At 65.0% G+C, this 26,635-nt stretch carries 10 protein-coding genes; 3 read left to right on the top strand and 7 right to left on the bottom strand.

All coding sequences use genetic code 11. The annotated features are described in order from the left end of the window. The first annotated feature begins 19 nt into the window (after positions 1-19). The gene (locus tag M2342_RS16240) at positions 20-2,896 is read left to right on the top strand and encodes a TonB-dependent receptor (protein WP_264579841.1); all 2,877 of its coding nucleotides are present in this window, start codon (positions 20-22) and stop codon (positions 2,894-2,896) included. Positions 2,897-2,976: 80 nt separating this feature from the next. Here M2342_RS16240 and M2342_RS16245 read toward each other — a convergent pair whose 3' ends face one another. From M2342_RS16245 to M2342_RS16255, 3 genes are read right to left on the bottom strand one after another with little or no spacing between them, the layout of a single operon-like run. Beyond that, positions 2,977-3,690 carry a M48 family metallopeptidase gene (locus M2342_RS16245; RefSeq protein WP_264579842.1) on the bottom strand — a complete coding sequence of 238 codons (714 nt, stop codon included), beginning with the start codon at positions 3,688-3,690 and terminating at the stop codon, positions 2,977-2,979. Next, complete coding sequence (locus tag M2342_RS16250) at positions 3,671-4,096, bottom strand: YcgN family cysteine cluster protein (protein ID WP_264579843.1); 426 nt, start codon at positions 4,094-4,096, stop codon at positions 3,671-3,673. The genes M2342_RS16245 and M2342_RS16250 overlap by 20 nt, the downstream gene beginning before the upstream one ends. Beyond that, positions 4,093-4,740: an SCO family protein gene (locus M2342_RS16255; protein WP_413715150.1), complete on the bottom strand. Its 648-nt coding sequence runs from the start codon at positions 4,738-4,740 to the stop codon at positions 4,093-4,095. Before M2342_RS16255 ends, M2342_RS16250 begins: the two co-directional genes overlap by 4 nt. 75 nt (positions 4,741-4,815) lie before the next feature. On the opposite strand from M2342_RS16255, the gene M2342_RS16260 reads away from it, so the two are divergent. Continuing rightward, positions 4,816-5,454 carry an ankyrin repeat domain-containing protein gene (locus tag M2342_RS16260; RefSeq protein WP_264579844.1) on the top strand — a complete coding sequence of 213 codons (639 nt, stop codon included), beginning with the start codon at positions 4,816-4,818 and terminating at the stop codon, positions 5,452-5,454. A 316-nt stretch (positions 5,455-5,770) separates the two neighbouring features. After that, on the top strand, positions 5,771-6,445 hold the full coding sequence (locus M2342_RS16265) for a tyrosine-type recombinase/integrase (RefSeq protein ID WP_264579845.1): 675 nt from the start codon (positions 5,771-5,773) through the stop codon (positions 6,443-6,445). 91 nt (positions 6,446-6,536) lie between these two features. Here M2342_RS16265 and M2342_RS16270 read toward each other — a convergent pair whose 3' ends face one another. The 4 genes from M2342_RS16270 to M2342_RS16285 all read right to left on the bottom strand — a co-directional run bounded on the left by M2342_RS16270 (position 6,537) and on the right by M2342_RS16285 (position 26,630). After that, complete coding sequence (locus tag M2342_RS16270) at positions 6,537-7,097, bottom strand: helix-turn-helix domain-containing protein (RefSeq protein WP_264579846.1); 561 nt, start codon at positions 7,095-7,097, stop codon at positions 6,537-6,539. A 67-nt stretch (positions 7,098-7,164) separates the two neighbouring features. Further along, a complete protein-coding gene (locus M2342_RS16275; RefSeq protein ID WP_264579847.1) occupies positions 7,165-9,594 on the bottom strand; it encodes a tetratricopeptide repeat protein in 2,430 nt (809 codons plus the stop codon). Between the two features lie 12 nt (positions 9,595-9,606). Next, positions 9,607-24,435: an Ig-like domain-containing protein gene (locus tag M2342_RS16280; protein ID WP_264579848.1), complete on the bottom strand. Its 14,829-nt coding sequence runs from the start codon at positions 24,433-24,435 to the stop codon at positions 9,607-9,609. Positions 24,436-24,536: 101 nt separating this feature from the next. Beyond that, the gene (locus M2342_RS16285) at positions 24,537-26,630 is read right to left on the bottom strand and encodes a putative Ig domain-containing protein (protein ID WP_264579849.1); all 2,094 of its coding nucleotides are present in this window, start codon (positions 26,628-26,630) and stop codon (positions 24,537-24,539) included. Positions 26,631-26,635: the final 5 nt, after the last annotated feature.

Consider the following 26,635-nt stretch of genomic DNA (forward strand, 5'->3'; position numbering starts at 1 on the left):
CAAACGTGCAGGAGAGCGAATGATGCCCAAGCCATCCCTCATTGCGTCTGCCAGTGTTGCCGCACTGCTATGCGCCCTTGCGACCCCCGCCTTTGCTCAGGACGCCAGCGATGCGACCGCGCAGAGCGACGATGAGAGCAATATGGGCGAGATCATCGTCACCGCCACGCGGCGCGCCAGCCCGCTCTCGGATGTGCCGATCGCCGTCTCAGCCGTGACCGCCCAATCGCTGCAGAACAGCGGCGCGAACGACATTCGCCAGCTCAACCAGCTTGCGCCCTCGCTGCTCGTCTCCTCCACCGGATCGGAAGCCAATGGCGCCGCGCGCATCCGTGGTGTCGGCACGGTGGGCGACAATCCGGGTCTGGAAAGCTCCGTCGCGGTGTTCATCGACGGCGTGTATCGATCCCGCACAGGCGCGGGCTTGACCGATCTCGGCGAGATCGAGCGCGTCGAAGTGCTGCGCGGCCCGCAAGGCACGCTGTTCGGGCGCAATGCCTCGGCCGGCCTGCTCAATATCGTCAGCAAGGCGCCGGAATTCCAATGGGGCGGCAGCGCGGAAGCCAGCTTCGGCAATTATGAAGCTTGGCGGCTCGCCGGCCGGATCACCGGCCCACTCAGTGAGACCATCGCCGCCAGCATCGACGGCGTCTATTCGCGGCGCGACGGGTTCCTGAACATCGTGGATGCCTCGGGCGCCAAAATCGGCGACACCAATGACCGCAACCGCTACTTCCTGCGCGGGCAGCTGCTCTTCGAGCCCTCGGATGCGCTCTCCGTCCGGCTGATCGGCGACTACACCCACCGCGACGAAAGCTGCTGCGGCGCCGTCTATATCGACACCGGCGAGGAGGTGGGCAGCTCGCCCACCAATTATACGCAGAACGCCACCAACCGCATCGTCACGATCCTGAGCGCGCTCGGCACGCGCTTCCCCAATGGCCCCACGCCCTATGCCCAGAACCCCTATCAGCGGAACATCAGCATCACGCCGGGCCGGGACTATGTGAGCAAGCTGGAGGATTGGGGCCTCTCGGGCGAGATCAATTATGATTTCGGCAATGCCAAGCTGACCAGCATCACCGCCTATCGCGACTACAAGTCGTCGGATTACGGCGATTATGACTATTCGACCGCCGACCTGCTCTATCGCGACCCGGGCACCTTCCGCCAGTTCCGCACCTTCACGCAGGAACTGCGCCTGCAGGGTTCGGCGCTGGGCGGCATGCTCGACTGGCTGGTGGGCGGCTATTACGCCAACGAGAAGCTGACGCTGCGCGACAACATCCGCTTCGGCGCTGATTATGGCCGCTTCGCAGCCTGCCGCCTGATGGCCGGCACCGGCGCCGCCAGCAATCTCTCACCCGCCCAGCTCAGCCTGTGCGCCGCGCCGATCGACGGCAACGCGCTCACGCCGGACGTCGGCAACCTGATCAGCGCAACGCAAGCCAGTCTGAATGCTGGCCTCTATGCCTCCATCTACGCCCGGGCGATCAGCCAGGGTGCCTCGCCGACGGTGGCCAATGCGACCGCGACAGCGCAGGCGGGCGCGATCTCGGGTGGCCTCGGTACCGGCCTTACCGCGCTGGCGACCATCCCCAACGGTGCCGGCGATACCGACAGTCGCTATTATCAGCGCAGCGAGAACTGGGCGCTGTTCACCCACAACATCATCCATCTCACCGATGCGCTCGATCTGACCCTGGGCGTGCGCTACACGCGCGAGACCAAACGCTTCTCGGGCGATCTCAACAATAACAATGCGACCTGTGCCGCGTTACAGGCCTCCGCCCTGCCGGGCATCGCGACCAATCCGGCGCTCGGCTCGGCCGCGCAACTGGCCGGCGGCATCCTGACGCTCGGCTGCTTGGGCAATGCCAGCACCGGCCTCAACGCGCTCGACCTGCAGGACCGGCAAACCGAGGGCAAATTCTCCGGCACCGCCGTGCTCTCCTACAAGGTCGGCGGCGGCCTGATGGTCTATGGCGGCTATTCGCGGGGCTATAAGGCGGGCGGTTACAATCTGGACCGGTTCGAGCTGGGCAATACCGGGGTCGGCACCGGCATCGCGCCGATCACCTACTTCTCACCGCGCAGCAATGCCGATGCGGCGAGCCTAGCCTTCGGCGCGGAGACGGTTGACGCTTACGAGATCGGCCTCAAATATGCGCGCCGCGAATGGGGCTTCAACCTCGCCGCCTTCCGTCAGGCGTTCAGCAACTTCCAGCTCAACACCTTCAATGGCACCAGCTTTGTCGTCCAGAACATCAATGGCTGCGATGGCGCCAAGGCCGCGAACGGCACCTGCGCCGAGACCAAGCCCGGCCTCATCAGCCAGGGCGTCGAGATCGAGGCCTATGTCCAGCCGGTTCGCTCGCTCCGCGCCACGGCGGGCGTGACCTATACCCGCGCCAAGTTTGCCGACCAGCTCGTCGGCAATGCGGATGGCTCGGTGCCGCTCGACCCCGCGCTGTTCCTGCTCGAAGGGCAGGATAACAGCAACGCGCCGCGCTGGGTGGCGACCAGCAGCATTGCCTGGACACCGGAGCTGGGCGGTGGCTTCAGCGGCCTCGTCTATGTCGATAACCGGATCACCGGCGACTATAACACCGGCTCGGACCTCTATCCCGAGAAGGCGCAGGACGGCTACATCGTCACCAATGCCCGCATCGGCCTGCGCGGCCCGGGGCAGGCCTGGGCCATCGAGCTGTGGGCGCAGAACCTGTTCGACAGCGACTATAGCCAGGTCGCCTTCAACAGCCCGCTGCAAAGCTCCAGCCCCAATCACCAGTCCCGCGCGCAACTGGGTCGGTTCGGCGCCATGTCGAACCAGCTCTTCTCGGCCTATCTCGCCGAGCCGCGCACTTATGGCATCACGGTGCGCAGCCGCTTCTGAGCGGGCATAGCCAGGACGACGGAAGGGCGCGGTGCGAGCCGCGCCCTTCGACGTTTTTCACAGATCAAAAACGCGGTCGCTCAGGCGGTATAGCGATGCAGGCTACGCCCTTCAGCGCGCAGCCAGGCGCGGGCCGCATCCGGGCAAACCGGCGAAATCGCGCGCACCAGCGCATGGAATTCAGGGCCGTGGTGCATATGCTCCAGATGCGCGACCTCGTGCGCCACGGTGGCCAGCCGCACATGCGGGGGCGCCAGAATGAGCCGCCAGCTGTAGCGGATGTTGCCGTCCACCGAGCAACTGCCCCAACGCGCGCGGGGATCGCCAATCGCCACCTGACGCAGCGGCAGGCCGTGCCGGGTCGCGAGGGCCTGCGTTTCGGTCGTCAGTGCCGAGCGCGCCTGCGCCTTGAGCCAGCGCAGCACTCGTGCGCCGGCCAGATCGACCGGTCCGCCCACCAGTAGCTCGCCTTGCTCTGCCCGCACCTGCCGGGTACGCGCGCCGGTCGCGACGATGCGCAGCGGCGTGCCTTCAAAGGGCACGAGCGCGCCATCGGCCAGCGTGACAAGCCCGCCATTGCGGCCCCGCTGCCCCTCGATCCACGCCCCTTGCGCCCGGACCCAGTCCAAGGCGCGCGGCAGGGAGGCACGCGGGGGAATGGTCAGCAGGGCACGGTCACCCAGCTCATCGAACCGCAGCTTCATCCGCCGCGCCCGCCCATGGCGCATCACGACGACAGACAGCGCCGCCCCGTCCGCCAGCGTGAGCCTGTGCTCAGAGCGCGCGGTCGACAATGTGATTTTCCAGATCGCCCGCGATCGTCTCGGAGATCGTCCAGCCGCGAATGCTCTGGCCGGCACGATGCACCGCCTCGCGATCCCCGCAGATCAGATAATGCCAGTCCGGCAGGGGCTCGTCATGGGCACGCAGGCGATAGGCGCAGGTCTGCGGGAGCCATTCGATCTCCTGCAGATTGGCCCGGCTCAGCCGCAGGCAATCAGGCACGAACGCGCGGCGCTGGCGGTAATTGCTGCACTGGGCGGTGTTCCGATCCAGCAGTCGGCAGGCGACATTGGTCGGGTAGATGCGCCCGGTGTCGGCATCCTCCACCTTGTGCAGGCAGCATTTGCCGCAACCATCGCACAGCGCCTCCCACTGCGCGCGGTCAAGCGTTTCGAGAGGCTGCTCCCAGAAGCTCATCGGACATAGTGGACGAGGAAATCGTGCACGCCCTTGGCCACCGTCTCATCCGCGGAAGCCAGTTCCTCGACCGGCACAAGCGCGATGGGCTTGCCATCCGGCCCGAACAGGAACGGCGTGCGGGTGTGGTTGACAAGATAATCCTGCTTGGCGGCCTGATCGCCCTCCTTGCTGGCGACTACCACGAAGTCCGTCTTCACCTTCTCGATCTGCTCGGGCGTGCCCGTGAGGCCGATGAGCCGGGGATGGAAATGCGCGACATAGCCTTTCACCACATCGACGGTGTCACGCTCGGGATCGACGGTGATGAAGATCGGCTGGATCTTGGCCGCAACCTCGGGATGGTCCTTCTCCAGCATCCGGTAGCCGAGCATGATTCGGTTGAGATCGAGCGGACACACATCCGGGCAGAAGGTGTAGCCGAAATAGACGAGGCGATATTTGCCTTGGAAATCCGCCCAGCGCACGCTCTTGCCATTCTGGTCGGTCAGCGTGAAATCGCCGCCGATCCGGGCGCCGACGAGATTGCCCTCGGCAGGAAGCGACTCACTGCCGCCGGCCTGGTTGCCGCCGCTCTGGCCCTGGCAGGCGGCCAGCGCCAAGCCGATGGAAAGCGCGAGGATTTTTTTGCAGGCTTTATTCATGACAGGGCCAGCCATGCCCTGCTATTGGAGCCAAGGCAACTGCTTGACACGAACGCAAGGCGAAGGGGGTACAGGGTGAAGATCGATCGGCGCAGGGGAATGTTGGTCCGCATGGGCAGCCCACTGGCGCTCGCGCTGGCGCCGCTGATCGGCGCGGTGACGGCACAGCCCGCCATGGCGCAATTCTCCGACAGCTACCGCTTCCTCGAGGCGGTGCGCAAAGGCGATACCGCCAAGATTGCCGAAGTGCTCGAAACGCCGGGCGTCACCCCGATCAACACCAAGGATCGCACCAGCGGCGAGACCGCATTGCTGATCGTGGTCGGCCAGCGCAGCGTGATGATGACCAATTATCTGCTCTCCAAGGGCGCGCGCGCGGACCTGACCGACAATAACGGCCGCACGCCCCTGATGCTCGCCGTGGAACGCCGCTTCGTGGAAGGCGCGCAGCTGCTGCTCGCCCACAAGGCCGATCCCAACCAGACCAACAGCAGCGGCGAAACCCCGCTGATCCGCGCGGTGCAGATGCGCGACATGGAGATGGTCCGACTGCTCATCACCAACGGTGCCGACCCGCTGCGCCGCGACCGACTCGCCGGCATGTCGGCGCTCGATTACGCAAAGGCCGGCGCGCCGATGAGCGGCCTGATCGATCTGCTCAACAGCGCGGAAAAGCCCAAGGTCAGCGGCGCCGTGCAAGGCCCGCGCCTCTAGGCCACCGCCTGACGCTCACAGGACAAGCTGCCTGGCCCGGCCCGCATCGCAAGCGGGACCGGATCGACAGGCGGTGGGGATATTACGCCATATCGGATGCTTCACCGCACGGCTTGCGCCGCGCGACGCGGCCGCGCGCATTCCGTCCGCAGATCAAGTGCTATTGCATCCATTTCGGATCGGCGAGACCTTCCTCCCAAGTCCAAATTTGTTACTTGATGGTTAACGGGACGATAATTTGAGCAGCATCCGTCATGATCCAAATCATGACGGAACTGTTCCAGATTAGAATGATCATCAACGGGGGACGAAATCGATGAACTGGTCTGTATTCGACGAATATGGCTGCCGAAAATATTTGAACCGATCCGAAATGAGCTGCTTCCTCGATAGTGCAAAGACTGCCCCGCCTTCCGTCCATGCTTTCTGCCGCTTGCTCGCCGAAACCGGGTGCCGCATTTCGGAGGCGCTCTGCCTGACCCTCGGGCGGATCGACCCCGCTGCCTGTGTCGTCATCTTCGAAAGCCTCAAGAAGCGGAAGAGAGGCATTTTCCGCCGCGTGCCGATCTCGTCGGGGCTGGTGCGCCTGCTTACCGATATTGCCGGCAATGATCGCGCCGCCCCCCTTTGGCGCTGGTCCCGCACCACCGCCTGGCGCCACGTCCACGAGCATATGGACCGGACGCATATCAGAGGCCCGCAAGCCTGCCCGCGCGGCCTGCGCCATGGCTTTGCCGTCGCCGCGCTCGGAGCTGGCGCGCCGCTTAATCTCGTGCAGTCATGGCTCGGCCACGCCAATATCGAAACCACGAGCATCTATGCGGTAGCGGTCGGCCCCGAGGAGCGTGAGATCGTCGAGCGAATCTGGAGCCGCATCCGCGCCGGCGACCTCGCGCCGCGCCGCGTCCCATCCGCCAACCACCGCAGTGCCGGATCGGTAGCAGCCCGGCGCAATGCCAGCCCTGCCGCAACCGAGCATTATTTCTTCTGATCACCACAATCTTAGCCCCTCCTCGTCAGAGGAGGGGTTGGGGTGGTGCGGCAACCACCCCGTCATGCACCTTCCGCGCGATGCATCTCCCTCAGGACGGACTCTTGATCCGTCCCAGGCTCGTCTCCTCAAGCGCGAGGCGGGAGATGACGTCCTTGATCAGCGCCGCGCAATCGGCCGGAACGCAATAGCCGCGCCGATAGAAGGAGACGATCGGGTCCGGCATATTCTTGTTGCGAAACGCCTTGCGCAGCTCGGACACGAACACCTTGATCGAGCTTTCCGCAAATCCCAGGCTCGCCCGCAGTTCGTGCGGCGCGTGGAACACATCCGGATTAGCCATCAGCCACATGAGCAGGCGCACGGCGCTGGGGCTGCGCAGATTCATATGCGCCTGCAGCATCCGCAGGATTTGCGTGTCGCCCTGACGCGCGGAACGGCGGGCATCGCCTTCTACCGTCCGGCTGTCGATCAGGTCGGTCGCAGAAGCGTGCTCCATCTTCTCGATGGCTTCCGCCAGGGCCCGCGACCAGATCAGCCGCGCATAGGCCGATTCCATCGTTCCCAGCCGCCGCACCATCAGCGCGATTCCGGCGGCCGATCGCGGTACGGCCGCCCCCACGCTCTCGAAGTCACTATCGAATATGGTCATAACCCTGCCCCCAGCATGAAGCGCGAGGCCGCTCCATTGGTCTCCCCGGTTTCCAACTCTTCGCGGGTCATGCCCCCCCGGCCGCGAAGTCGGTCCACATGCGGCGATAGGCGTCTTCCAGCGCGCGCGTGTATCGATCGATGTCGCCGGCCGGCGATGCGGCAAAGCGCGTGCGCAGGCTGCGCTTTTCCTCCAGCAGCGCGGCGCGATCCGAGGCAAGGCGGACGGCGATCTCCACGAACGCATCCTCGTCCTGCGCCACCCATTCGGGCCGGCCGATGGCGCTCATCAGCCCCGCGCCCATGCGCTGGACGAAGCTCTCACCCGCCAGCGTGATGACCGGGGTGCCCATCCACAGCGCCTGGCAACTCGTCGTGCCGCCATTATAAGGGAAGCAGTCGAGCGCGATGTCGATGTCGGCATATTCGGCCATCATCTCATCGAGGCTCGATGGACCGCGAAACTCCAGCCGGTCGGCCGCAACGCCCGCGTCCACGAACAGGTCGCCGAAGCGGTTCACCGCCACCGAATCCAGGAAGCTCGGCCCCTTGAGCACCAGCCGCGATCCCGGCGTGGCGACGATCGCCTTGGCCCAGAGGCGGATGGTATAGGGCGTGAGCTTGGAGACGTTGTTGAACGACCCGAAGGTGAGCGGGCGCTCGAGATGCGCCTTGCCGTAATCGGGGAACGGAAACTCCCGTTCCGGCGCGTAGCAGAACACAAAGCCCGGCACATGCTCGAGCCGCTCGGTGTAGAGATGGGCATGGTCGCTCGGCGAGGTCACCGGATCGCTGATCAGCCAGTCCATATTGGGAATGCCGGTGGTCGAGGGATAGCCCAGGAACATCGCCTGCACCGGCGCCGCCCGGCGGCCGAACAGCGGCGCGCGATTGCGCCCGGTGTGGCCGATCAGGTCGATCAGCACATCGATGCCGTCATCCTCGATCATCTGTGCCAGGCGCGTATTGCTGATGCTCGCGGCATCGCGCCAGCGATCGACATGGCCCCGCGCGCGGCGGGTCATGTCGTCGGTCAGGGGGCTCAGCGAATAGACCGTGATCTCGAAGGCGTCCCGGTCATGCCGCGCCAGCACCGGCCGCATGAACAGGCTGACCGGATGCTCGCCATGCATGTCGGCGGTGACATAGCCGATGCGCAGGCGCCGGCTGCGCCCGGCGGCATCGGCAGCGCCGGCCCCGATCGAGCGATCGTTGGCAAACGAGGTCGCCGCCCTCGCACCCTCGGCCAATGGCGCGAACAGCGTCTGATGGAAGTCGCGGGTCTCCTCCGCCGTCATCGTCTCGCTGTACAGCGCCGCCATCGCCGCCGAGCCACGGAACGGGGATTCCGGGCCTTCTTCCTCGCCCAGCTCCGTATAGATATCGCGCGCGGTATCGACATCACCGCGCTTGCCGGCAATCGAGCCGCGCATCGCCCGCAGGTCAGGCGCGTCATCACCGGCCAGCTCATCCACCTTGGCGAAGCAGGCCTCGGCCTCCTCGGTGCGCATCCCCTCGATGAGCACCTTGCCGAGGTTGAAATGGCCCCGCCAGTTGTCCGGATCCTTCTCGATCCGCGCGCGCAACACTGCGTCGCACCGGTCGAACTGATTGTGCTTCATCAGCGTGCCGGCAAATCTGATCTCATCGTCTTCGTCGAGGTCCGTCGCTTCCAGCTGGGCGAACAGCGGCTCGGCCTGCTCAGTGGCGCCCATCTGCATGAGCGCATCGGCCAGATCGATCCGCGCGGCGTGGAAATCGCTCGCTGCCGTCAGCGCGTGGCGGAAGCCCTCGACGGCGCGGTGCCACTCGCCCCGCTCTGCCCGGCCCAGCCCCATGCGGTGGTGGATATCGGCATGATCGTCCGGCCCCGCGCAATCCAGCGCCTTGAGCCAGGCCAGCACCGCCTCATCCTCCCGCCCGACCTGTTCGAGCGCGCGGGCAACGCTCAAATGCGCGCCATAGCGCGAGGGCGCTGCCTCGGCGGCCCGGCGATAGAAATCGAGCGCTTCGTCCAGCGTGCCATGGTGGCGGCAGACATTGCCCGCTTCCAGCCAGGCGGTGAAGTTGTTGGGGTCGCGGCGCAGCACATCGCTGAACAGCCGCCGCGCCTCCTCATACTCGCCCTGCCGCACTGCGCAGCGGGCGAGCTGGATGGTCGCGGGCACGACGGCCGGGCCATCCGCCCGCTCCAGCGCGAGCGCCTGCTCGAAGGCGGCCTGCGCCTTCTCCCACTTGCTCTTGTCGTAGAGCACATTGCCATAGTTGAACCAGACCGCCGCCGGTGCCTCCGGGCTCTCGATCGCCCGGCCATATTGCACCAGCGCCTCGTCATCCCGGCCAAGCTTGCGCAGCACCTGGCCATGGTTGCCGAGCAACACCGGATCGTCCGGCTGCTCGGCAAGCAGGTCTTCATAAAGCGAGGCCGCCCTGGCCCAGTCGCCACGCGACTGGGCCTTGACCGCCTGCTCCGGATCGGGTCGCTGCCCCTGGAACATGGATCAGCGACCTCAAGCTGCCAGAACGGTCGTCGTGACCGCGTTGTCGATCAACAACTGAACCGCAGCCCCGTTGTAGTTGTACAAGCTGTAGCTGACACCGCCGTCGGTATAGTCCTGGCCGCTGTCTACCCACAGGCCGGCCCCGACCAGTTGCACCGAGTCTCCAGCATCGCCGTCGATCATCAACTGCTGTTTCCCAGTCGCGCCGGTGATGGATTGGAACGCGTTGAACGCGCTTTCGTCCGTATCATGCAGGTTGAGCACATCGGTCAGGTTCAGCTTCAGGGTATTGTTGCTCGCACCGGTGATGTCGATCTTCTCGATGCCCTTGATCACACCGTCCTTCAGGGTGGTGAGGTTGAGGGTGATGATGTCCGTTCCCTCCAGCGCCAGCGTGTCGATGCCCTGACCGCCCCGGATGCTGGAACCGGACTGGCCGAGTTTCACCACATTGTCGGCATTGAGTACGATCCGGTCATTGCCACTACCGCCATAGATCGTATCGATGCCGCCCTTGCCGAAGAGCACGTCGTTGCCCTGACCGCCGATCAGCGAGTCATTGATTGAGGTGCCGGTGAGCGTATCGGCACCGCTGGTGCCCATCTGGCTGACCTTGGTGGTTGAGAAGACACCCGAGGTCGAGCCGTAGACCACGAAGGCAGCACCATTGTCGGTCAGGCCATTCACATCCGCATTGCTGCTGCCAATGATCAGATCGGCCAGGCCGTCGCCGTTGAGGTCGCTGCCGGCCACCGCGCCAAAGGTCAACGTACCGGCCTGATTGCCTTCGATGACAAAGCCCTGTGTGTTGCCAGCCACGCTGAGCGCGGAAAGATCGACCCCGCTACCGTCGGTCTTGCCGAAGACGACATAGACCTTGCCGGCATCGGTCCCAAGGCTGGTATCCGCCTGCCAAGACCCGATTGCGAGGTCGGCCAGACCATCGCCATTCATGTCGCCGATCACCGAAACTCTATTGTGCAAATCGTTCGCGCTGGACCCATTGATGATGAACCCTTGCGTGTTCGTGGCGAGTGAGAGCGCGCTCAGATTAATGCCCGCACCGCCGGTCTTGCCGTAAACGATATAGGTCTTGCCGGCGTCGCCACCGGCGGACGCATCCGCGAGACGGGCCGTCATCACGAGATCCATCTGACCGTCGCCATTGATATCGCCACTGCCGGCGATCGACCATGCTGTATGATCATTGGCAACCGAGCCGCTGATTGCGAAGCCGAGGGTGCTGGTGCCCCCCGCGGTCAGCGCGGTTAGGGCGATGGGCGTTCCGCTGGTACCTGCCCGCCCGAACACTACATAAGCCGCGCCCGCGTCCGTCGTGCCATTCGCGTCGATGTATGGCGAACCGATCAGGAAGTCGGCCAGACCGTCCCCGTTCACGTCGCCAAGTGCGGTCGTACTCCAGCCGAGTTGGTCGTTGGCGCTGGAGCCATCGATCATGAAGCCGAGCGTGTTCGTCGCCACCGTCAGCGCCGACAGGTTGATACTGCTGTTGTTGGCGCGGCCATAGACAACGTAGACCCGGCCCTGAGCGCTAGCGCCGGTCGAGATCGCCCCCACCAGCAGATCTGCATAGCCATCGCCATTGATGTCGCCAGCGGCGGACACGGAGAAGCCGGCTTGTTCATTCGCCGTACCGCCCAGCAATTGGAAGCCTGCCGATACCGCAGTGGACAGGCTCGACAATGCGACCGTCGCGCCACTGGTCTTGCCATAGACGACATAGGCGGCCCCGGCATTCGTACCGACATTGTCGACACCCGTGGCGCCGACGATGAGATCGCCCAGCCCGTCACCGTTCACGTCGCCTGCACTCACCGCATTGGCAAGATAATCGCTTGCCGACGAGGCCAGAATGGCGAAGCCTGCCGTTCCGGTTGCCACCGTGTAGATGCTGTCGATCACGCTGCCGTAGATGTTGTTGGGTCCGCCAAAGACGACATAGGATTTCGAGGCGGTCTGGTTGGCGCCCCCCACCGACACGAGGAAGTCGGCATAGTCGTCCCCGTTCACATCGCCCGCCGCACTCACCGATGCCGCGAAGGACTCGGTGCCGCTGGAACCGGCGATCATATAGCCCAGCGAATTGCTGGCCTGCATGATCGCGCTCGCCTGGATGACGGGCGTCACGGTGAAGCTGTTGGCACTCGGCGAGGAGAGATTGCCCAACGCGTCGACCGCATAGGCCTTGTACGTTCCACTGGCCAGGCCGAGCAGGCTGAGGTTGGTATTGGTATCGGCGGCCGTGATCGCGACCGAGTTCCAGTATTTGCTGTCCTTGCCGGTGATATCGGCCAGCGTGGTGACTGTGGGAATAGCCGTGGTGTTCACCAGATAGAGCGTGCCCACCTCTGTCGAGCGGACAACGGCAAAGTCCGTGCCTGTTCCACTGACGCTTGTGTCCGCAAAGGTCGGCGCCGGAGCAGCATTGTCCTGCACCGTCACGGTGACCTGGTTGTTCACCAGCAACTGCACCGCAGACCCCGCATAATTGTAGATGCTGTAGCTGCGCGTGCCGTCCTGAACGTCCGTTCCGCTGTCCAGCCAGCTGCCGACCAATTGGAGCACGTCCCCGCTGTTGCCATCGACCATCATCTGCTGCTTGCCGACCTTGCCGGTGAGCGCCTCGAACTCGTTGAAGGCGCTCTCTTCCGGATCGTGCAGGTTGAGCACGTCCGTCACGTTCAGCTTGAGCGTATTATTGCCCGATCCGGTGAGGTCGATCTTCTCGATGCCCTTGACGAAGGCATCCTTCAGCGTGGTGAGATCGAGCGTGATGCCCGCGCCGTCCAGCGCCAGCGTATCGGTGCCAAGGCCGCCCTGGATGCTCGATCCCGACTGGCCGAGCTTCACGACGTTGTCCGCGTTGATGATGATCCGGTCATTGCCCGCACCACCATACAGCGCGTCCACGCCACCATTGCCCTGGAGCACATCGTTGCCCACGCCACCGACAAGCGAGTCGTTGCCGGAAGTCCCGGTCAGCGTGTCGGCCCCGCTGGTTCCCATCTGGCTGACCTTGGTCGTGGAGAACACGCCCGAGGTCGAACCGTAGATGACGGATACGCCGCCCCCCTCCACGTTCCAGTAGTCCACATAATGCGCGGTAATCATCAGATCGACCAGGCCGTCGCCGTTGAGGTCGCCCGCCGACACGGACTTGCCCAAAAACGCACTGGCCTGGCCTGATTCGTGGATCGCGAAGCCTTGCGTGTTGCCAGCCACCGAGAGGGCGGAAAGCTCCACGGTGCTGCTGTCCGTCTTACCGAAGACGACATAGGCCTTGCCGGCGTCCAACTGACCGTTCGAATCCGAAACCTGCGAGCCAACGAGCAAGTCGGCCAGTCCATCGCCGTTCACGTCGCCGATCACCGAGATGCTGGAGGCATTATCGTCCGCGCTCGACCCATTGATGACGAAGCCAAGCGTGTTGCCAGCAACCGACAGGGCACTGGCACCGACGCTAGCCCCGTCCGACTTGCCGAAGACTATGTAGAACTTGCCCGGATTCGAGGCAGACGTGTCCGCGTAGGTGGCGGCAAGGGCCAGGTCGGACAGACCATCACCATTGATATCTCCGGAACCCGCGACAGCCAAACCGGTCTGGTCTCCCGCGCTTGATCCGCTGATCATGAAGCCACGCGTGTTGGTTGCGGCCGTCAGGGCAGACACATTCAGGCTGGCGCCATTGATGCCAGTCTGGCCGAACACGACGTATGCCGCCCCGGAGTTGCTCCCAGGGGTATCGGCCGTGAAAGCCGAAACGATGAAATCGCTCAAGCCGTCGCCATTGACGTCCCCGGCATCGCTGACGCTAAGACCCAATTGATCGCTGGTGCTGGACCCCTCGACCATGAACCCAAGACTGTTGCTGGCCGCAGTGAGCGCGGACAGGTCGATGGTGCTATTGTTCGAACGACCGTAGACGACGTAGACGCGCCCGGCCTCATTGGCAGACCCGACATCCTGCTGATGGGCTCCGACGAGGAAATCGGCATAGCCATCGCCATTGATGTCCCCGGCGACCGAGACAGAAATGCCTGCACGACCATCCGTATTGCTCCCGATCAGAACAAAGCCGTTCGACTTTGTCGCGCCGACCGCCCCGGGGAGCGCGGCCAGATCGACAAACGTCCCGCCAGTCTTGCCGTAAACGATGTAGGCGCCACCGGCCAGGTCATTGCCATTGTCGCGTCCCCAAGCGCCAACGAGAAGGTCGTTCAGACCGTCGCCGTTAACGTCACCGGCGTTGGACACGGAATGGCCCGCATATTCATTTCCTTGAGAAGCACTGATGTAGAAGCCCAGCGTGTTGTTGCTGACCGTGAGTTGATTGACATTATACGCGCCATTCAGATTGGTGGGGCCACCGTAGATGACGTAAGCGCGGGCCCAGTTGCCAGTTGCCATGGAGCCGACGATGAAGTCGCCATAGCCATCGCCATTCACATCGCCCGCATAATCGATTGAGTTGCCCACAAATTCATTGCTTGACGAGCCATAGAAGGCAAAACCCACAGAAGCGGAGGCCTGGTTCAAGGCACTGGCCTCGACCACGGCATTGACTGTGTAGGTGTTTGTACTGACTGCAGAAATATTTCCTGCATTATCAACTGAATAAGCTTTGTACGATCCACTCGCCAGACCAAGCATGTTTATGGCCGTGGAACTGTTGGCGGTCGCGATACTGACGGAATTCCAGTACTTCCCGTCAACGCTGGTAATATCCTCAAGTTTGGACACCGTCGGGATCATCGTCGTGTTGACGACGTAGACGGTCCCCAGTTCCGAGGACGTGACACTGGTATTGTTGGTGTTTGCACCGTTACCGGCAGTTAGGGTGACAGTCGGATTGACGGTGTCGAGTGAGAAACTGCCGCTTGCGCTTGTCGCGGAAATGTTGCCCACAGCGTCAGTCGCGGTCGCCGTCACGGTGACATTGCCATTGCCCAGCGTGGTGAGCTGCGAGGCATCCAACGTCACCGCCTGTGCCGAACCGGTGCCGATCACCGTCCGCGTCACAGTACCGAGCGTGCCTGTGAAGGTCACGGCGACCACCGAGCCGGCCTCTGCCGTCACGGTCGCAGCACCAGCGGAACTCAGCGCCTCAGCGGTAGAAGCGCCGCCCGCATAGGACGCCGGCAAGCCAATGACCGGGGCGGCCGGCGCGACGGTATCGAGCTGGAAGGTGAGCGGATCAGCGGTGGTGACGTTGCCCGCGGCATCAGTCACCTGCGCCGAGACGAGCACATCGCCATTGCCCAGGGCGGTGAGATCGGCGGCGGTCAGCACGACGGCTTTTGCCGTGCCATCCGCAGCGACCGTCTTGGTCACCGAACCGGCCGTGCCGATGAACACCGCCTGGATCGTGCCGCCATTTTCTGCCGTGACGGTGACCACACCGCCCGCAGCCGTCGCCTCCGTAGACGACGCGCCGTCGGCAACGCCTGCGCCCAGCCCGATAACCGGCGCGGCAGGTGCCACACGATCCAGCGTGAACTGACGGGTCGAAGAGGCCACCGACAGGTTGCCCGCGCTATCTCGCGCCAGCGCGGAGAAGGTGATGGCACCGTCGGCAAAGGCAGCCACGTCGGTCGCCGTGAGCACGACATCCTGTGCAGCGCCGGTGCCGATCAGGGTCTTGGTGATCTCCACCGAGCCCTGGACGAACTTGACGCTGACGGTCGCGCCCGCTTCGGCCGTGAGAGTCGCCACCGTGCCGGCCGCCAGCGCCGCATTCTTCGACGCCGTGCCGGAGAGCAGCAGCGTGGGGCCGGTCGGTGCCACGGTGTCGATGGTGAATGTGCTGGTGGCGGCTGCCGACTGGTTGCCGACCGCATCCGTCACGAAGCTGGAAACCGACACCGCGCCATTGCCCAGCTTCACCAGATCGTTCGCGGTCAGCGACACCGTCTGGGTGAGGCCATTGCCGGTGAACGTTTTGGTGACACTGTTGGCCCCGGCGGTGAAGACGACCGTGACGAGCGCATTGGCCTCCGCCGTCACCTTGACCACACCCGTGCTCGCCAGCGCCTCGGCAGCGGTAACACCACCGGCGATGCCGTCCGAGAGGGTCATGGTCGGCGTCGCCGGTGGCGTCCGGTCGAGCACGAAGCTGCTGGCCGTTTCGGCCGACTCGTTGCCCGCCGGATCCTTCGCCTGCGCGGTGACGGCAATCGTGCCATCACCCAGCGCCTGCAGGTCCGCGCTGGTGAGCGTCACCGCCTGGGGCGAACCAGTCGCCGTCAGCGTCTTCACAATGCTGTTCGAGCCGTTGGAGAACACCACGGAGATGCTGGAGCCAATTTCGCCGGTGATGCTGATCACACCGCTTGCCGCGGTGGCCTCCGCTGCCGAAGCGATGTCGGCGACGCCCGTGCCCAGCGTGATCGTGGGTGCACCCGGCGCTGCACGGTCCAGCGTGAACTGGACACCCGAGGCGATGGACGAAGCGTTGCCCGCCGGGTCAGTCGCCACCGCCGTGATGGCCACAGTGCCATCGCCCAGGGCGACCACTTCAGCCGCCGAGAGCGCGACGCTTTGTGCGGTCCCAGTTCCGGTGAGGGTCTTCACGACCGTGTTGCTGCCACGCGCGAAGGTGACCTTCACGACCGCACCGGCTTCCGCCGTCACCGTCACCACGCCCGAAGGGGCCGCAGCGCCGGTGGACGACTTGGTGACATCACCCAGCAAGGCAAGCGTCGGCGATGTCGGAGCGACCATATCCAGCGTGAAGCTGGCGGTCACCGGCGTCGAGGCGTTGCCTACCGCGTCCTTGGTTACGGCGGAGACCGAAATCGTCCCGTTGCCGAGCAAGGTGAGATCCGATGCCGAGAGCGTCACCGGGTTCGAACCGCTGGCTGCCACGATCGACTTTTGCACGGTCGCGCTGCCGTTGGTGAATGTCACCGTGACGGTCGTGCCGACTTCCGCCGTCACCACGACGGCGCCGGTCGCAGCTCTGGCTTCCGCCAGCGTGGCGCCATCGCTCATGCCCGCGCCCAAAGCGAGCGTGGGCGGAACCGGCGCGATGCTATCGAGCGTGAAGCTGCTGGTGCTTGCCGGAGACGTGTTCCCGGCGACGTCCTTGGCGCTGGCACTGACGGCAATCGTGCCATCCCCCAGCGTCGCAAGGTCAGCGGCGCTCAGCACCACGGCCTGCGCCGATCCCGTGCCCGTCAGCGCCTTGGTGACGCTCTTGCTGCCATTGGTGAAGGTCACCGTGATGGCGGCGCCAGCTTCCGACTGTACCGTGATGACACCGGTTGCCGCCGTGGCTTCCGCCGCCGAAGCGATGTCGGCCACGCCGGTGCCTAGTACGATGACAGGCGCATTCGGCGCGACATCGTCGATGGTGAAGCTGGTCGTGGCAGCGGTCGAGAGATTGCCGACCGAGTCCTGCACCTGCACCGACACATTCACCGTGCCGTTACCCAGAGCGGAAGCGTCAGCAGCAGAGAGGAGAACCGTCTGCGCCACGCCGGTGCCGACGAGCGTCTTCGTGATCGTACCTGCCGTGCTGGTGAACTTGATCGTCGCCGTAGCGCCCGGCTCGGTGGTGACCTTGACGACACCGCTGGCCCCGGTTGCCTGCGCCGTCGTCTTGGCCGGCGAGCCCACCAGCGCGAGGACGGACGGGTTGGGCGGCGTCATGTCGAGCAGGAAGGTGCGGCTGGCTTCGGCGGATTCATTGCCGACCGCATCCGTGGCGACCGCCGACACCGAAATCGTACCATTGCCAAGCACCGTCAGATCCGCCTGCGTCAGCGTGACAGCCTGGCTGAGACCTGTGGCGACCACATTCTTCACCAGACTGTTGGAACCGTTCACGAAGGTGACGGTAACCAGCGAGCCAGCATCGGCCATCACGGTCGCGACGCCGGTTTCGGCAAGCGCTTCGGACATGGATGCGCCGTCGGCGCTGGCCGCGGCCAGCGTCAGCGTGGGCGCGTTCGGCGCGACCCGATCCAGCGTGAACTGCACCGAACCGCCGCCAGCGGAGACGTTGCCCGCCGTGTCGGTCGCCGTTGCCGCGACGTAAATGGAGCCGTCACCCAGCGTCACCAGATCGGTCGTGCTCAGCGTCACGATCTGCGGGGCGCCTGTGCCGGTCATGGTCTTGGTCACCACATTGGCGCCATTGGTGAAGGTCACGGTGACGGCCGAGCCGAGCTCCGCCGAGACCGTCACGGCCCCTGCAGAACTGCTCGCGGCAGCGCCGGACTTCTCCGTGGAGCCGACCACCGTCAGCGTGGGATTGTTGGGCGGGGTCATGTCGAGCGTGAAGGTCCGGCTCGTCGCCGCCGAGTCATTGCCGACCGTGTCACGGGCCACCGCGGACACCGAGACGGTGCCGTTGCCGAGCGTCGCCAGATTGGCGGCGGTCAGCGTGACAGCCTGGGCCGAGCCCGTACCGGTCAGCGTCTTGGTGACGCTGTTCACGCCATTGGTGAAGGTCACGGTGACGGCAGCGCCAGTCTCGGCCGTGACGGTCACCACACCCGTGGCGGCCTTGGCCTCGGCGAGCGTCGCGCCATTGGAGACGCCAGACCCGAGCGCCAGCACGGGCGCCGTCGGCGGCGTCCGATCCAGCACGAAGCTCGCTGCCGTCGCCGCGGCAGAGGTATTGCCCGCTACATCCTTGGCGATGGCGGAGACCGAGATCGTCCCGTCACCGAGCGCTGCCAGATCGCTGGCGGTCAGCACCACGGCCTTTGCCGTGCCGGTGCCGGTAACCGTCTTGGTCACGGTATTGCCGCTGCGGGTGAAGGTGACAGTCACCGTCGCGCCGTCCTCCGCCGCGACGGTTACGACGCCCGTGCTCGCCGTGGCTTCCGCCAGCGAGGCGGTATCCGCCACGCCTGCACCCAGCTCGATGACGGGGGCAGCAGGCGGCGTGTTGTCGATGACGAAGGTCGCATTGCCGGACTGCGAGATGTTCCCCACCGCGTCGATCGCGGTGACGGACACGGCAATGGTGCCGCTGCCGAGCGATGCGACGTCACCGGCTGTCAGCACAACGGATTGCGCCGCTCCCGTACCGGTGAGCGTCTTGGCCACGCTGTTGATGCCATTGGTGAACGTCACCGTGACAGCCGAGCCATTCTCCGCGGTCACCTGAGCGACGCCCAGCACATTGGCAGCCTGGGTGCTGGTCTTGGCCGAAGCACCGATCAGCGAGACCAGCGGAGCCGCCGGCGCCACCGTATCCAGCGTGAAGCTGGACGTGGCGGCCGTCGAGGCGTTGCCCGCCTCGTCGCGGGCCAGGGCACTGACCGAGATCGTGCCGCTGCCCAGCGTCGCCAGGTCGTTTTCGGTCAGGACTACCGCCTGCGCCGCGCCCGTGGCCGCCACTTCCTTGACGATCTGGTTGCTGCCATTCTTGAACGTGACGCTCACCGTCAGCCCGGCCGTGGCAGTGACCAGAGCCACGCCCCCCTGCGAGGAGGCTTCCGCTGCCGACGCACCGTCTGCGATGCCGGTGCCGAGCGCCAGGGTCGGCGCACTGGGCGCCACCCGATCCAGCGCGAACTCGAGCGACGCGCCCACAGGCGAGGCATTGCCTGCTGCGTCCGTCGCCGTCGCGGTCACAGAGATGGCGCCATCCCCCAGCGTGGTAAGGTCAGCCGCAGTGAGAGTCACCGCCTGAACCGCACCCGTGGCAACCAGTTGCTTCGAGACCGTGCCTTGCGACCCGGCGAAGGTGACCGTGATGGCCGACCCGCCTTCCGCACGCACGGTGACTACACCGGTGCTGGCGAGCGCCTCGGCCTGGGTCGCACCGCCGGCGACGCCGGCGCCGAGGGCGAGAGTGGGCGCAAGAGGCGCCTGCCGGTCCAGCGTGAAGCTGGACGTCGCCGGGGTGGAGACATTGCCGCTGGCATCGCTGGCGACGGCGGACACGGCCACGGCGCCGTCACCGATCGTCTGCAGTTCCAGCGCGGTGAGGACAATCGTCTTGGGTGCGCCATCGCTGACCAGCGTTCTGGTCACGCTGCCGACAGACCCACTGAAGGTCACCGAGACGACGGCACCCGGTTCGGCCGAGAGCGTGAGAATCCCGGTGGGGGCCGTCGCTTCCGCTTCCGTCGCGCCGTTCGCAGCGGCAGTGGCCAAGGTCAGCGTCGGTGCTTCCGGCGCGCCAGCGTCGAGATTGAACGTCAGGCTTTCGAGCGAGGACTGATTGCCCGCCAGATCGGTGACGACCATCGAGACCTGGACAACGCCGTCACCCAAGGCCGCGATCTGGGCTGCCGTCAGCGTCACCGCCTGAGCCGTGCCGGTGCCGATCAGATTGACCGTTTCCGTGCGGCCCGAATAACCGTTGAACGTCACCTTGATCGCCGCGCCGTTTTCGGCAGCGGCGAGCACGACACCGTCCACCGAGAGCGCGTCAGCGGAGGACTTGGTGCTGCCACCGACCAGCGTGAGGCCCGCAACCGGCACGGCCGTGTCGAGAATGAAGGCCGCCTGAGCCGGGTCGGACTGGTTGCCGGCGACATCCGTGGCGACAGCCGTCACCTGGACCTGCCCGTCACCCAGCCGCGCCATGTCGCCGGCCGTGAGACGGATCACCTGCGAGGCGCCGTTGGCCGTGATGGCCTTCACAACCTCATTGCTGCCATGGGTGAAGGTGAGCGTGACGATGGTGCCGGTATCGGCCTTCACCAGCACGGCGCCGGCGCTGGCCTCGGCCGAGGTCGCACCGCCATTTTCCACGCCCACGCCGAGCGTGAGCAGCGGCGCCGCAGGCGGCACCGCATCCAGGCTAAAGTCGAGCGTGGCGGGCGCCGAAGCGTTGCCGGCCACGTCCAGCGCAAGCGCGGTCACGAGGATGGGGCCATCGCCCAGCGTCACAAGATCGCCGGACGTCATCGCGATGATGTCCTCACCGCCGCTCGCTGCGGCAATGACCTTGACGACCGTGCCGCTCACGCCGGTGAAGACGAGGCGGACGCCGAGGCCCGCTGCGGCTGTCACCGTCAGTACGCCGTCGGTCGAGAGGGCGTCGGCCAGCGACTTGGTCTCGCTCCCGACGATTTGCAGCAGCGGCGAGTCAGGCAGCGCCGTCATCAGGGTGAAGCTGGCCGTGCCATTCAGCGAGGTGTTGCCGGCTGCATCGCTGGCCACGGCCGTGACCGCGACCGGACCATCGCCGATCTGGGCCAGTTCGGCAGCCGAGAGGAGGACCGCCTTCGGTGCACCGGTGCCGGTCATCGTCTTTTCCACGACGCCGTCAGCGCCGGTGAACGTCACCACCACGGTGGCCCCGGCTTCCGCAGTGACGCGCACGATACCGCCGCTCGATGTGCCTTCATCCAGCGAGGCGCCATCGGCGACGCCCGCGCCGAGCGTGACCGTCGGCGCGGCAGGCGGCGCTGTGTCGACCGTCAGGCTCATCATCGACGCGGCGGAGAACTTGCCGCTTACGGCATTGAACTGCCGGACCGCCAGCAGGGTCGCCCCGTCCAGATTGCCGATGTCGTAACTCCAGCTTTCGCCGCCATCGAGGCTGTATTGCAGCGCCGTGTCGCTCTCCTGGCCCTCGACGACCAGACTGGCATCGTAGGTCACGCCATCCGTGTTCGAGACGCCGGTATCATTGCCGAGCGAGAGGGACAGCGACGTCAGGGTGATCGAGGGGTCGAGCGTGAACTCCTCCAGCGTCGCCGGCGAGATGTTGCCGGCAACGTCGGTCTGGCGCACCATCACCGAATTGGGGCCAGGATTGGCCGTGAAGCTCTTGCTCCACGTCGCGCCACCATCGACGCTGAACTCGATCAGAGCGCCCGGCTCCTGGCCGGTGATGCTGAGGATTCCGGTATATTCATTGCCTTCGACGACGAGCGCGTCGGGCAGACCCGTGTCCAGAGCGAAGCTCAGCGCGGATGCTGCCGACACATTGCCGGCGCCATCCTTGGCCGTGGCCGAAACGGCGACAGTGCCGTTGCCGAGCGTGGTAAGCTCGGCCTGCGTCAGACTGACTGCGACCGCCGAGCCCGTGCCCTGCACGAGCTTCGTCACCGTCCCGCTGGTGCCGTTGAACACCAGCCGCACGCTGGTGCCGACATCCGCCGTCACCGCCATGGCGCCCTCGGTGCCCGTCGCCTCTGCGGCGGTCTTCTGCGCATCGCCGATCAGGTCGAGAAGCGGTTCGCTTGGGGCCGTGGTGTCGAGCGTGAATGCGCTCGTCGCGACAACCGATGCATTGCCGGATGCATCGGTCGCGATAGCGGAGACCGCCACCTCGCCGTCACCCAGAATGGCGAGATCCGCGGCATCGAGAACGACCGCCTGCGCGGCGCCGATGCCGGAGACGGTCTTCACCACGCTCCCTTGCGCGGTGGCGAAGGTCACCGCGACGGACGTGCCGATTTCGGCCGCCACTTGCACGGCGCCGCCGGAATAGAGCGCTTCCGCAGCGGTCGCCCCATTGGCGACGTTGGCAGCGACGGTGATCGCCGGCGCCTCCGGCGCGAGCGTATCGAGCGTGAACACCAGCAGGACCGGTGGAGAGACGTCTGTCCCGTTCGTCTGGCGGACGTGAACCTGGTTGAGCCCTTCCACCGCCGTAAAGGCGCTGGTCCAGCTCTGCCCGCCATCGACGCTATATTCCACCGTCGCGCCCGCGCTCACGCCGGAGACCTGCAGACTGCCGTCGCTGGTCAGCCCGTCGATCGCCGAAGGGCCGCTGTCCTGCGTCAGCCCGACCGACAGCACGGGCAGCGCCGTCACCAGATCGAAGCTCAGCGACTGGGGCGCCGAGGCATTGCCCGCAGCGTCCACCTCGCGCACCTGAACGGCATTGGTGCCGGCCTGCGCCGCGAAGCTCTGGCTCCAGCTCTGCCCGCCATCGATGCTATATTCGATGGTCGATCCGGCTTCCTGACCGGTGATCGCGATAATCCCGCTCTGCGCATCCGCGCTGGCCACCATCGCGCTGGGCGCGACGGTATCGAGCGTGAAGGCAACCGGCGTCGCCGCCGAGACATTGCCGGCAGCATCCGTCGCCGTGACCGACACGGCAATCTCGCCATCGCCCAGCGTCGCAAGATCTTCTGCCGTCAGCACGACAGCCTGCGCCGTCCCGTCGGCGCTTAGTTGCTTGGTGATGCTGCTGGTGCCGTTGGTGAACGTCACCGTCACGCTGGACCCAGCCTCGGCGGTCACGAGGACCACGCCGTTGGCCGACGTGGCTTCCGCCGCCGTCGCGCCCGTTCCCACGCCCGTGCCCAGAGCCAGCACCGGTGCGCCCGGCGCCTCGCCGTCAATGGTGAAGCTGAGGTCGCTCTGCGCGGACACATTGCCCGCGGCATCGGTGACCTGCACGGAGACCTGCACCGGGCCATCGCCCAGCTCGGCCAGATCGGCGGCGCTGAGCGTGATCGCCTGCGCGGCGCCTGTGCCGGTGACGGTCCGCACGATCACGCCGTTCGCGCTGCGGAATTCGATCTGCACGGTGGCTTGGTTTTCAGCCGTCAGCGAGAACACGCCATCCACAGAGAGCGCCGCGTCGACGCCCTTCACCGCATTCCCGACAAGGTTGAGCGTCGCGGCATCCGGCGCGCCGGTATCAACGCGGATATTGGGCGCCTGGATCGCCGGTGACGTCAGCACGACGGGCAGGCCGCCCTCGCCCTTGAAATCGTCGGTCGTGGCAGTGCCGAGCGCGAGGCTGTCCGCCTTGAGCGTGATGCCGTCGCCATCATAGAGATTGCCGGCCAGCGCCGCTGTGAACTCCAGCCCGCGCACGCCAGCCGCCGTTGCGCTGGTGCCGGTTGCCGTCAGCAGCACTTCCTGCCCGCCGATCAACGCCACGACCGTGACGGTCTTGCCTTCGGCCAGCACGACCGGCTGCGAGAAATTGAGCGTGAGGCTCAGCGTGTCACCGACCTTGAACCAGCTCGGCGCGGCCGGCTGGGCGATGGATTGGATCGCCACGTTGAGGCCGGGCGTCACCGTGGCGGGATCGTAGCCGGACAGGTCGGCGAGGGCGACGGTGGCATTGGCTTTGACCGCTGTGCCCGCGACCTGCGAGCGCACCGCGCCATCGGCGAAGACGAGCAGATCGTTCAGCGTGTTGCCCGCTGCCGACACCGTCACGGTCTCGACGTTATCGCCCACCGTGCGGGTCAGCGTCATACGCGAGCCGCTCACCGTCTTGGTGTAATCGCTCCACCGACCGCGGAAATAGATGACGTCCGTGCCGCCACCCAACGCCGATGCATCGATGGTCGTCCCATCTGCCACATAGACGACATCAACACCGTTGTTACCGAGAATCTGGAAAGTCACACCCGGCTTGGAGAGGGAAATGGTTTCACCATTGGCATCGAAGGACACGACCTTGACGGTGGCGGACAGGTCCGCGCCCGGCGCCGCAGCGCCGGTCGGCGCGGTCGAGTTCTCGCCGGACGGCACCGGGAGCGGGTCGCCCTTCGACACATAATTGTACAGCGCGTTAGTCGCGACCGTGCCGTCCGCGAAAATCAGCGCGTCGGGCGTCGTGGCCGAGTTGGCACTGGCGAGATTGACCGTCTCGACCTTACCTTCGACCGTGCGAGACAGGGTCAGCGTCGCACCGGTCCGCGTTACCGTATAATCCGCCAGCGATCCTTCAAAATAGATGCGGTCCGCGCCCGCACCTGTGCTCAGCGAATAGGTCGCGCCGGGACGGATGAAGATGGCGTCCACAAAAGAGGAGCCCAGAAACTGAATTTCTTGCCCATCCAGAGACAACGTTCCGTAATTCAGCTCGAAATCGATGAAGTTTCCACCATTGGTGGTGTTCATGATGATATATTTCGACGTGATTGCCATGACCTTTGACTCCGGAAGAGAATTTCAAAAAAATTCTGCTAGAAAATGTTCTCGAGGAAACGCGTTAAGGCGGGCCAGATTTCGATCTGGCCCGTCATGATTTAACCGCCTACAAAAAGAGCTGTTTGTGACTGTAGGAAAGCCTGCGCAGCGGCCGGCGAATCTTGCCACTCGCCACCGATATCGAGATCGATCCAGGCCTGACTACTGTTTGGGAATGGCGCAGTTGCGCTGTAGGTGCCGAAGTCGACGCGCGTGTCATTCGGGTTGGCGGCATCGCCGCTTCCGAACGAGGTGCTTGCGAGATCCCACCCACTCGTTCCGTTGTGCTGGTTGTCCAGATAGACGAGATCGTCAGCGCCAAAATTGGTCGCACGGACCCAGAAGTCCCAGGTACCGACCACGCTCGAATCGTCCCTGTCCGTCACAATCAGCGCATAACCATCCGCGGCAAGGCTACCGATCGACGTGGCAGCCGAGACCGCCGTGTTGCCAATACCGTCGAGGCCGACCCATTTGTGGCCTGCGGTCAGAGAGCCATCCGCCACCATGGTCTGCGAAGCCGCAGCGCCGGTAACGAGCGCGGCTCCGGTGCCGCTGGTGTTGGGCGTGACGGTCGAGAAGGTCGCGCCGCTGAGCAAGGCCGCATTGCCGAGACCCGAGGTCGCGCTAACGAGCAGGCCCGCGTCGATCTCGACATGATAATTGTTCGAGAAATCGAGATCATATTTGGGATTGATGATCAGCTTGTCGCCCGAAATGGTGAGGACATCCGCAATGGCAACGGTCGCACCGTTCCAGGTCGCCGAGACCTCGCCGTCGACGACGGTGACGACCAACGTTTGCGTGTTGTCGATCGCTTCACCCAACGAGCCGGAATATCCCGCCTTAGCGGACGTGTTGGCATCGTTGACGATCTTGATCTCATAAACGCCGTCGACAGCGGTCAGAGCGATGTCCTCACTCGAGGTGAAGACGAGGTCGGACCGCACATCAAGGTTGGTCACGCCATCGACATTGGTCGAAAGCAGCGGCACAGGATGCGCTTCGATGGTGAAGTCGTCGGATGCCGACAGGCTCCCATCCGAGGCCGTGACGCGAACGGTGATCGGACTGGCCAGTGCCGGCGCGGACGTGGACGAGAAGGTGCCGGTGGCGCCATCGAAGCTCAGCCAGGACGGCAATGCGGAAAGATTGCCCTGCGCATCGACCAGCTGCGCCGTGTAGGTCAGCGCATCTCCATCCGGGTCCGTGAAACTTCCGGACGCGATACTGTAAGTGAAGGCCTGCCCCTCGACCGTCATCTGATCGACAAGTGCCTCGGCAAGCACCGGCGCCTCATTGAGACCGGGCGTGATCGTCGCTGCATCGTAGCCCGAGATGGCCGCAATCGCGACGTTGGCGTCCGCCTTCACAGCCGTGCCAGCAACCTGTGAGCGCACGGCGCCGTCAGCAAAGACGAGGAGATCGTTGAGCGCATTGCCGGCGGCCGAGACGACAACTGTTTCGAGCTGACCGCCAACTGTCCGGGTCAAGGTCATCTTCGAGCCCGAGACCACTTTGGTGTAATCGGCCCAGTGACCTCGCATGTAGACAATATCGGTGCTGTTTCCGAGCGCCGAGGCATCGACCGTCGCACCATCAGAGACGTAAACGACATCGACGCCGGCATTGCCCAGCACCTGAAATTTCATGCCCGGTTTGGACAGCGCAATCGTCTCGCCGGTCCCGTCGAAAGACACGACCTTGACCGTCGCGGACAGGACTGCCGCCGGCGCGGCCGGTCCGCTCGGCGCGACAGATGTCTCGCCGGACGGCACCGGCAATGGGTCGCCCTTCGAGACATGATTGTACACCGCATTGGCCGCCACGCTGCCATCCGAGAACACCAGCACATCAGGGGTCGTCGCGGAGTTAGCGCCGGCGAGACTGACCGTCTCCACTTTGCCCTGAGCCGTCCGCGTCAGCGTGAGCGTCGCGCCAGATCTGGTGAGCGTATAGTCGGCCAGTGCCCCTTCAAAATATATGCGATCTGCGCCCGCACCCATACTGAGGGAATAAGTCGCGCCCGGTCGGACGAAGACGGCATCGACCAGAGCCGAACCGAGAAACTGCATCTCCTGCCCGTCCAGCGAAAGCGTACCGTAATTCAGGCCGAAGTCGATAATGTTGGAATTATCGGCAGCAGTACTCATAATGA

The organism is Sphingobium sp. B8D3A (genome assembly GCF_025961995.1).
Lineage (GTDB): Bacteria > Pseudomonadota > Alphaproteobacteria > Sphingomonadales > Sphingomonadaceae > Sphingobium.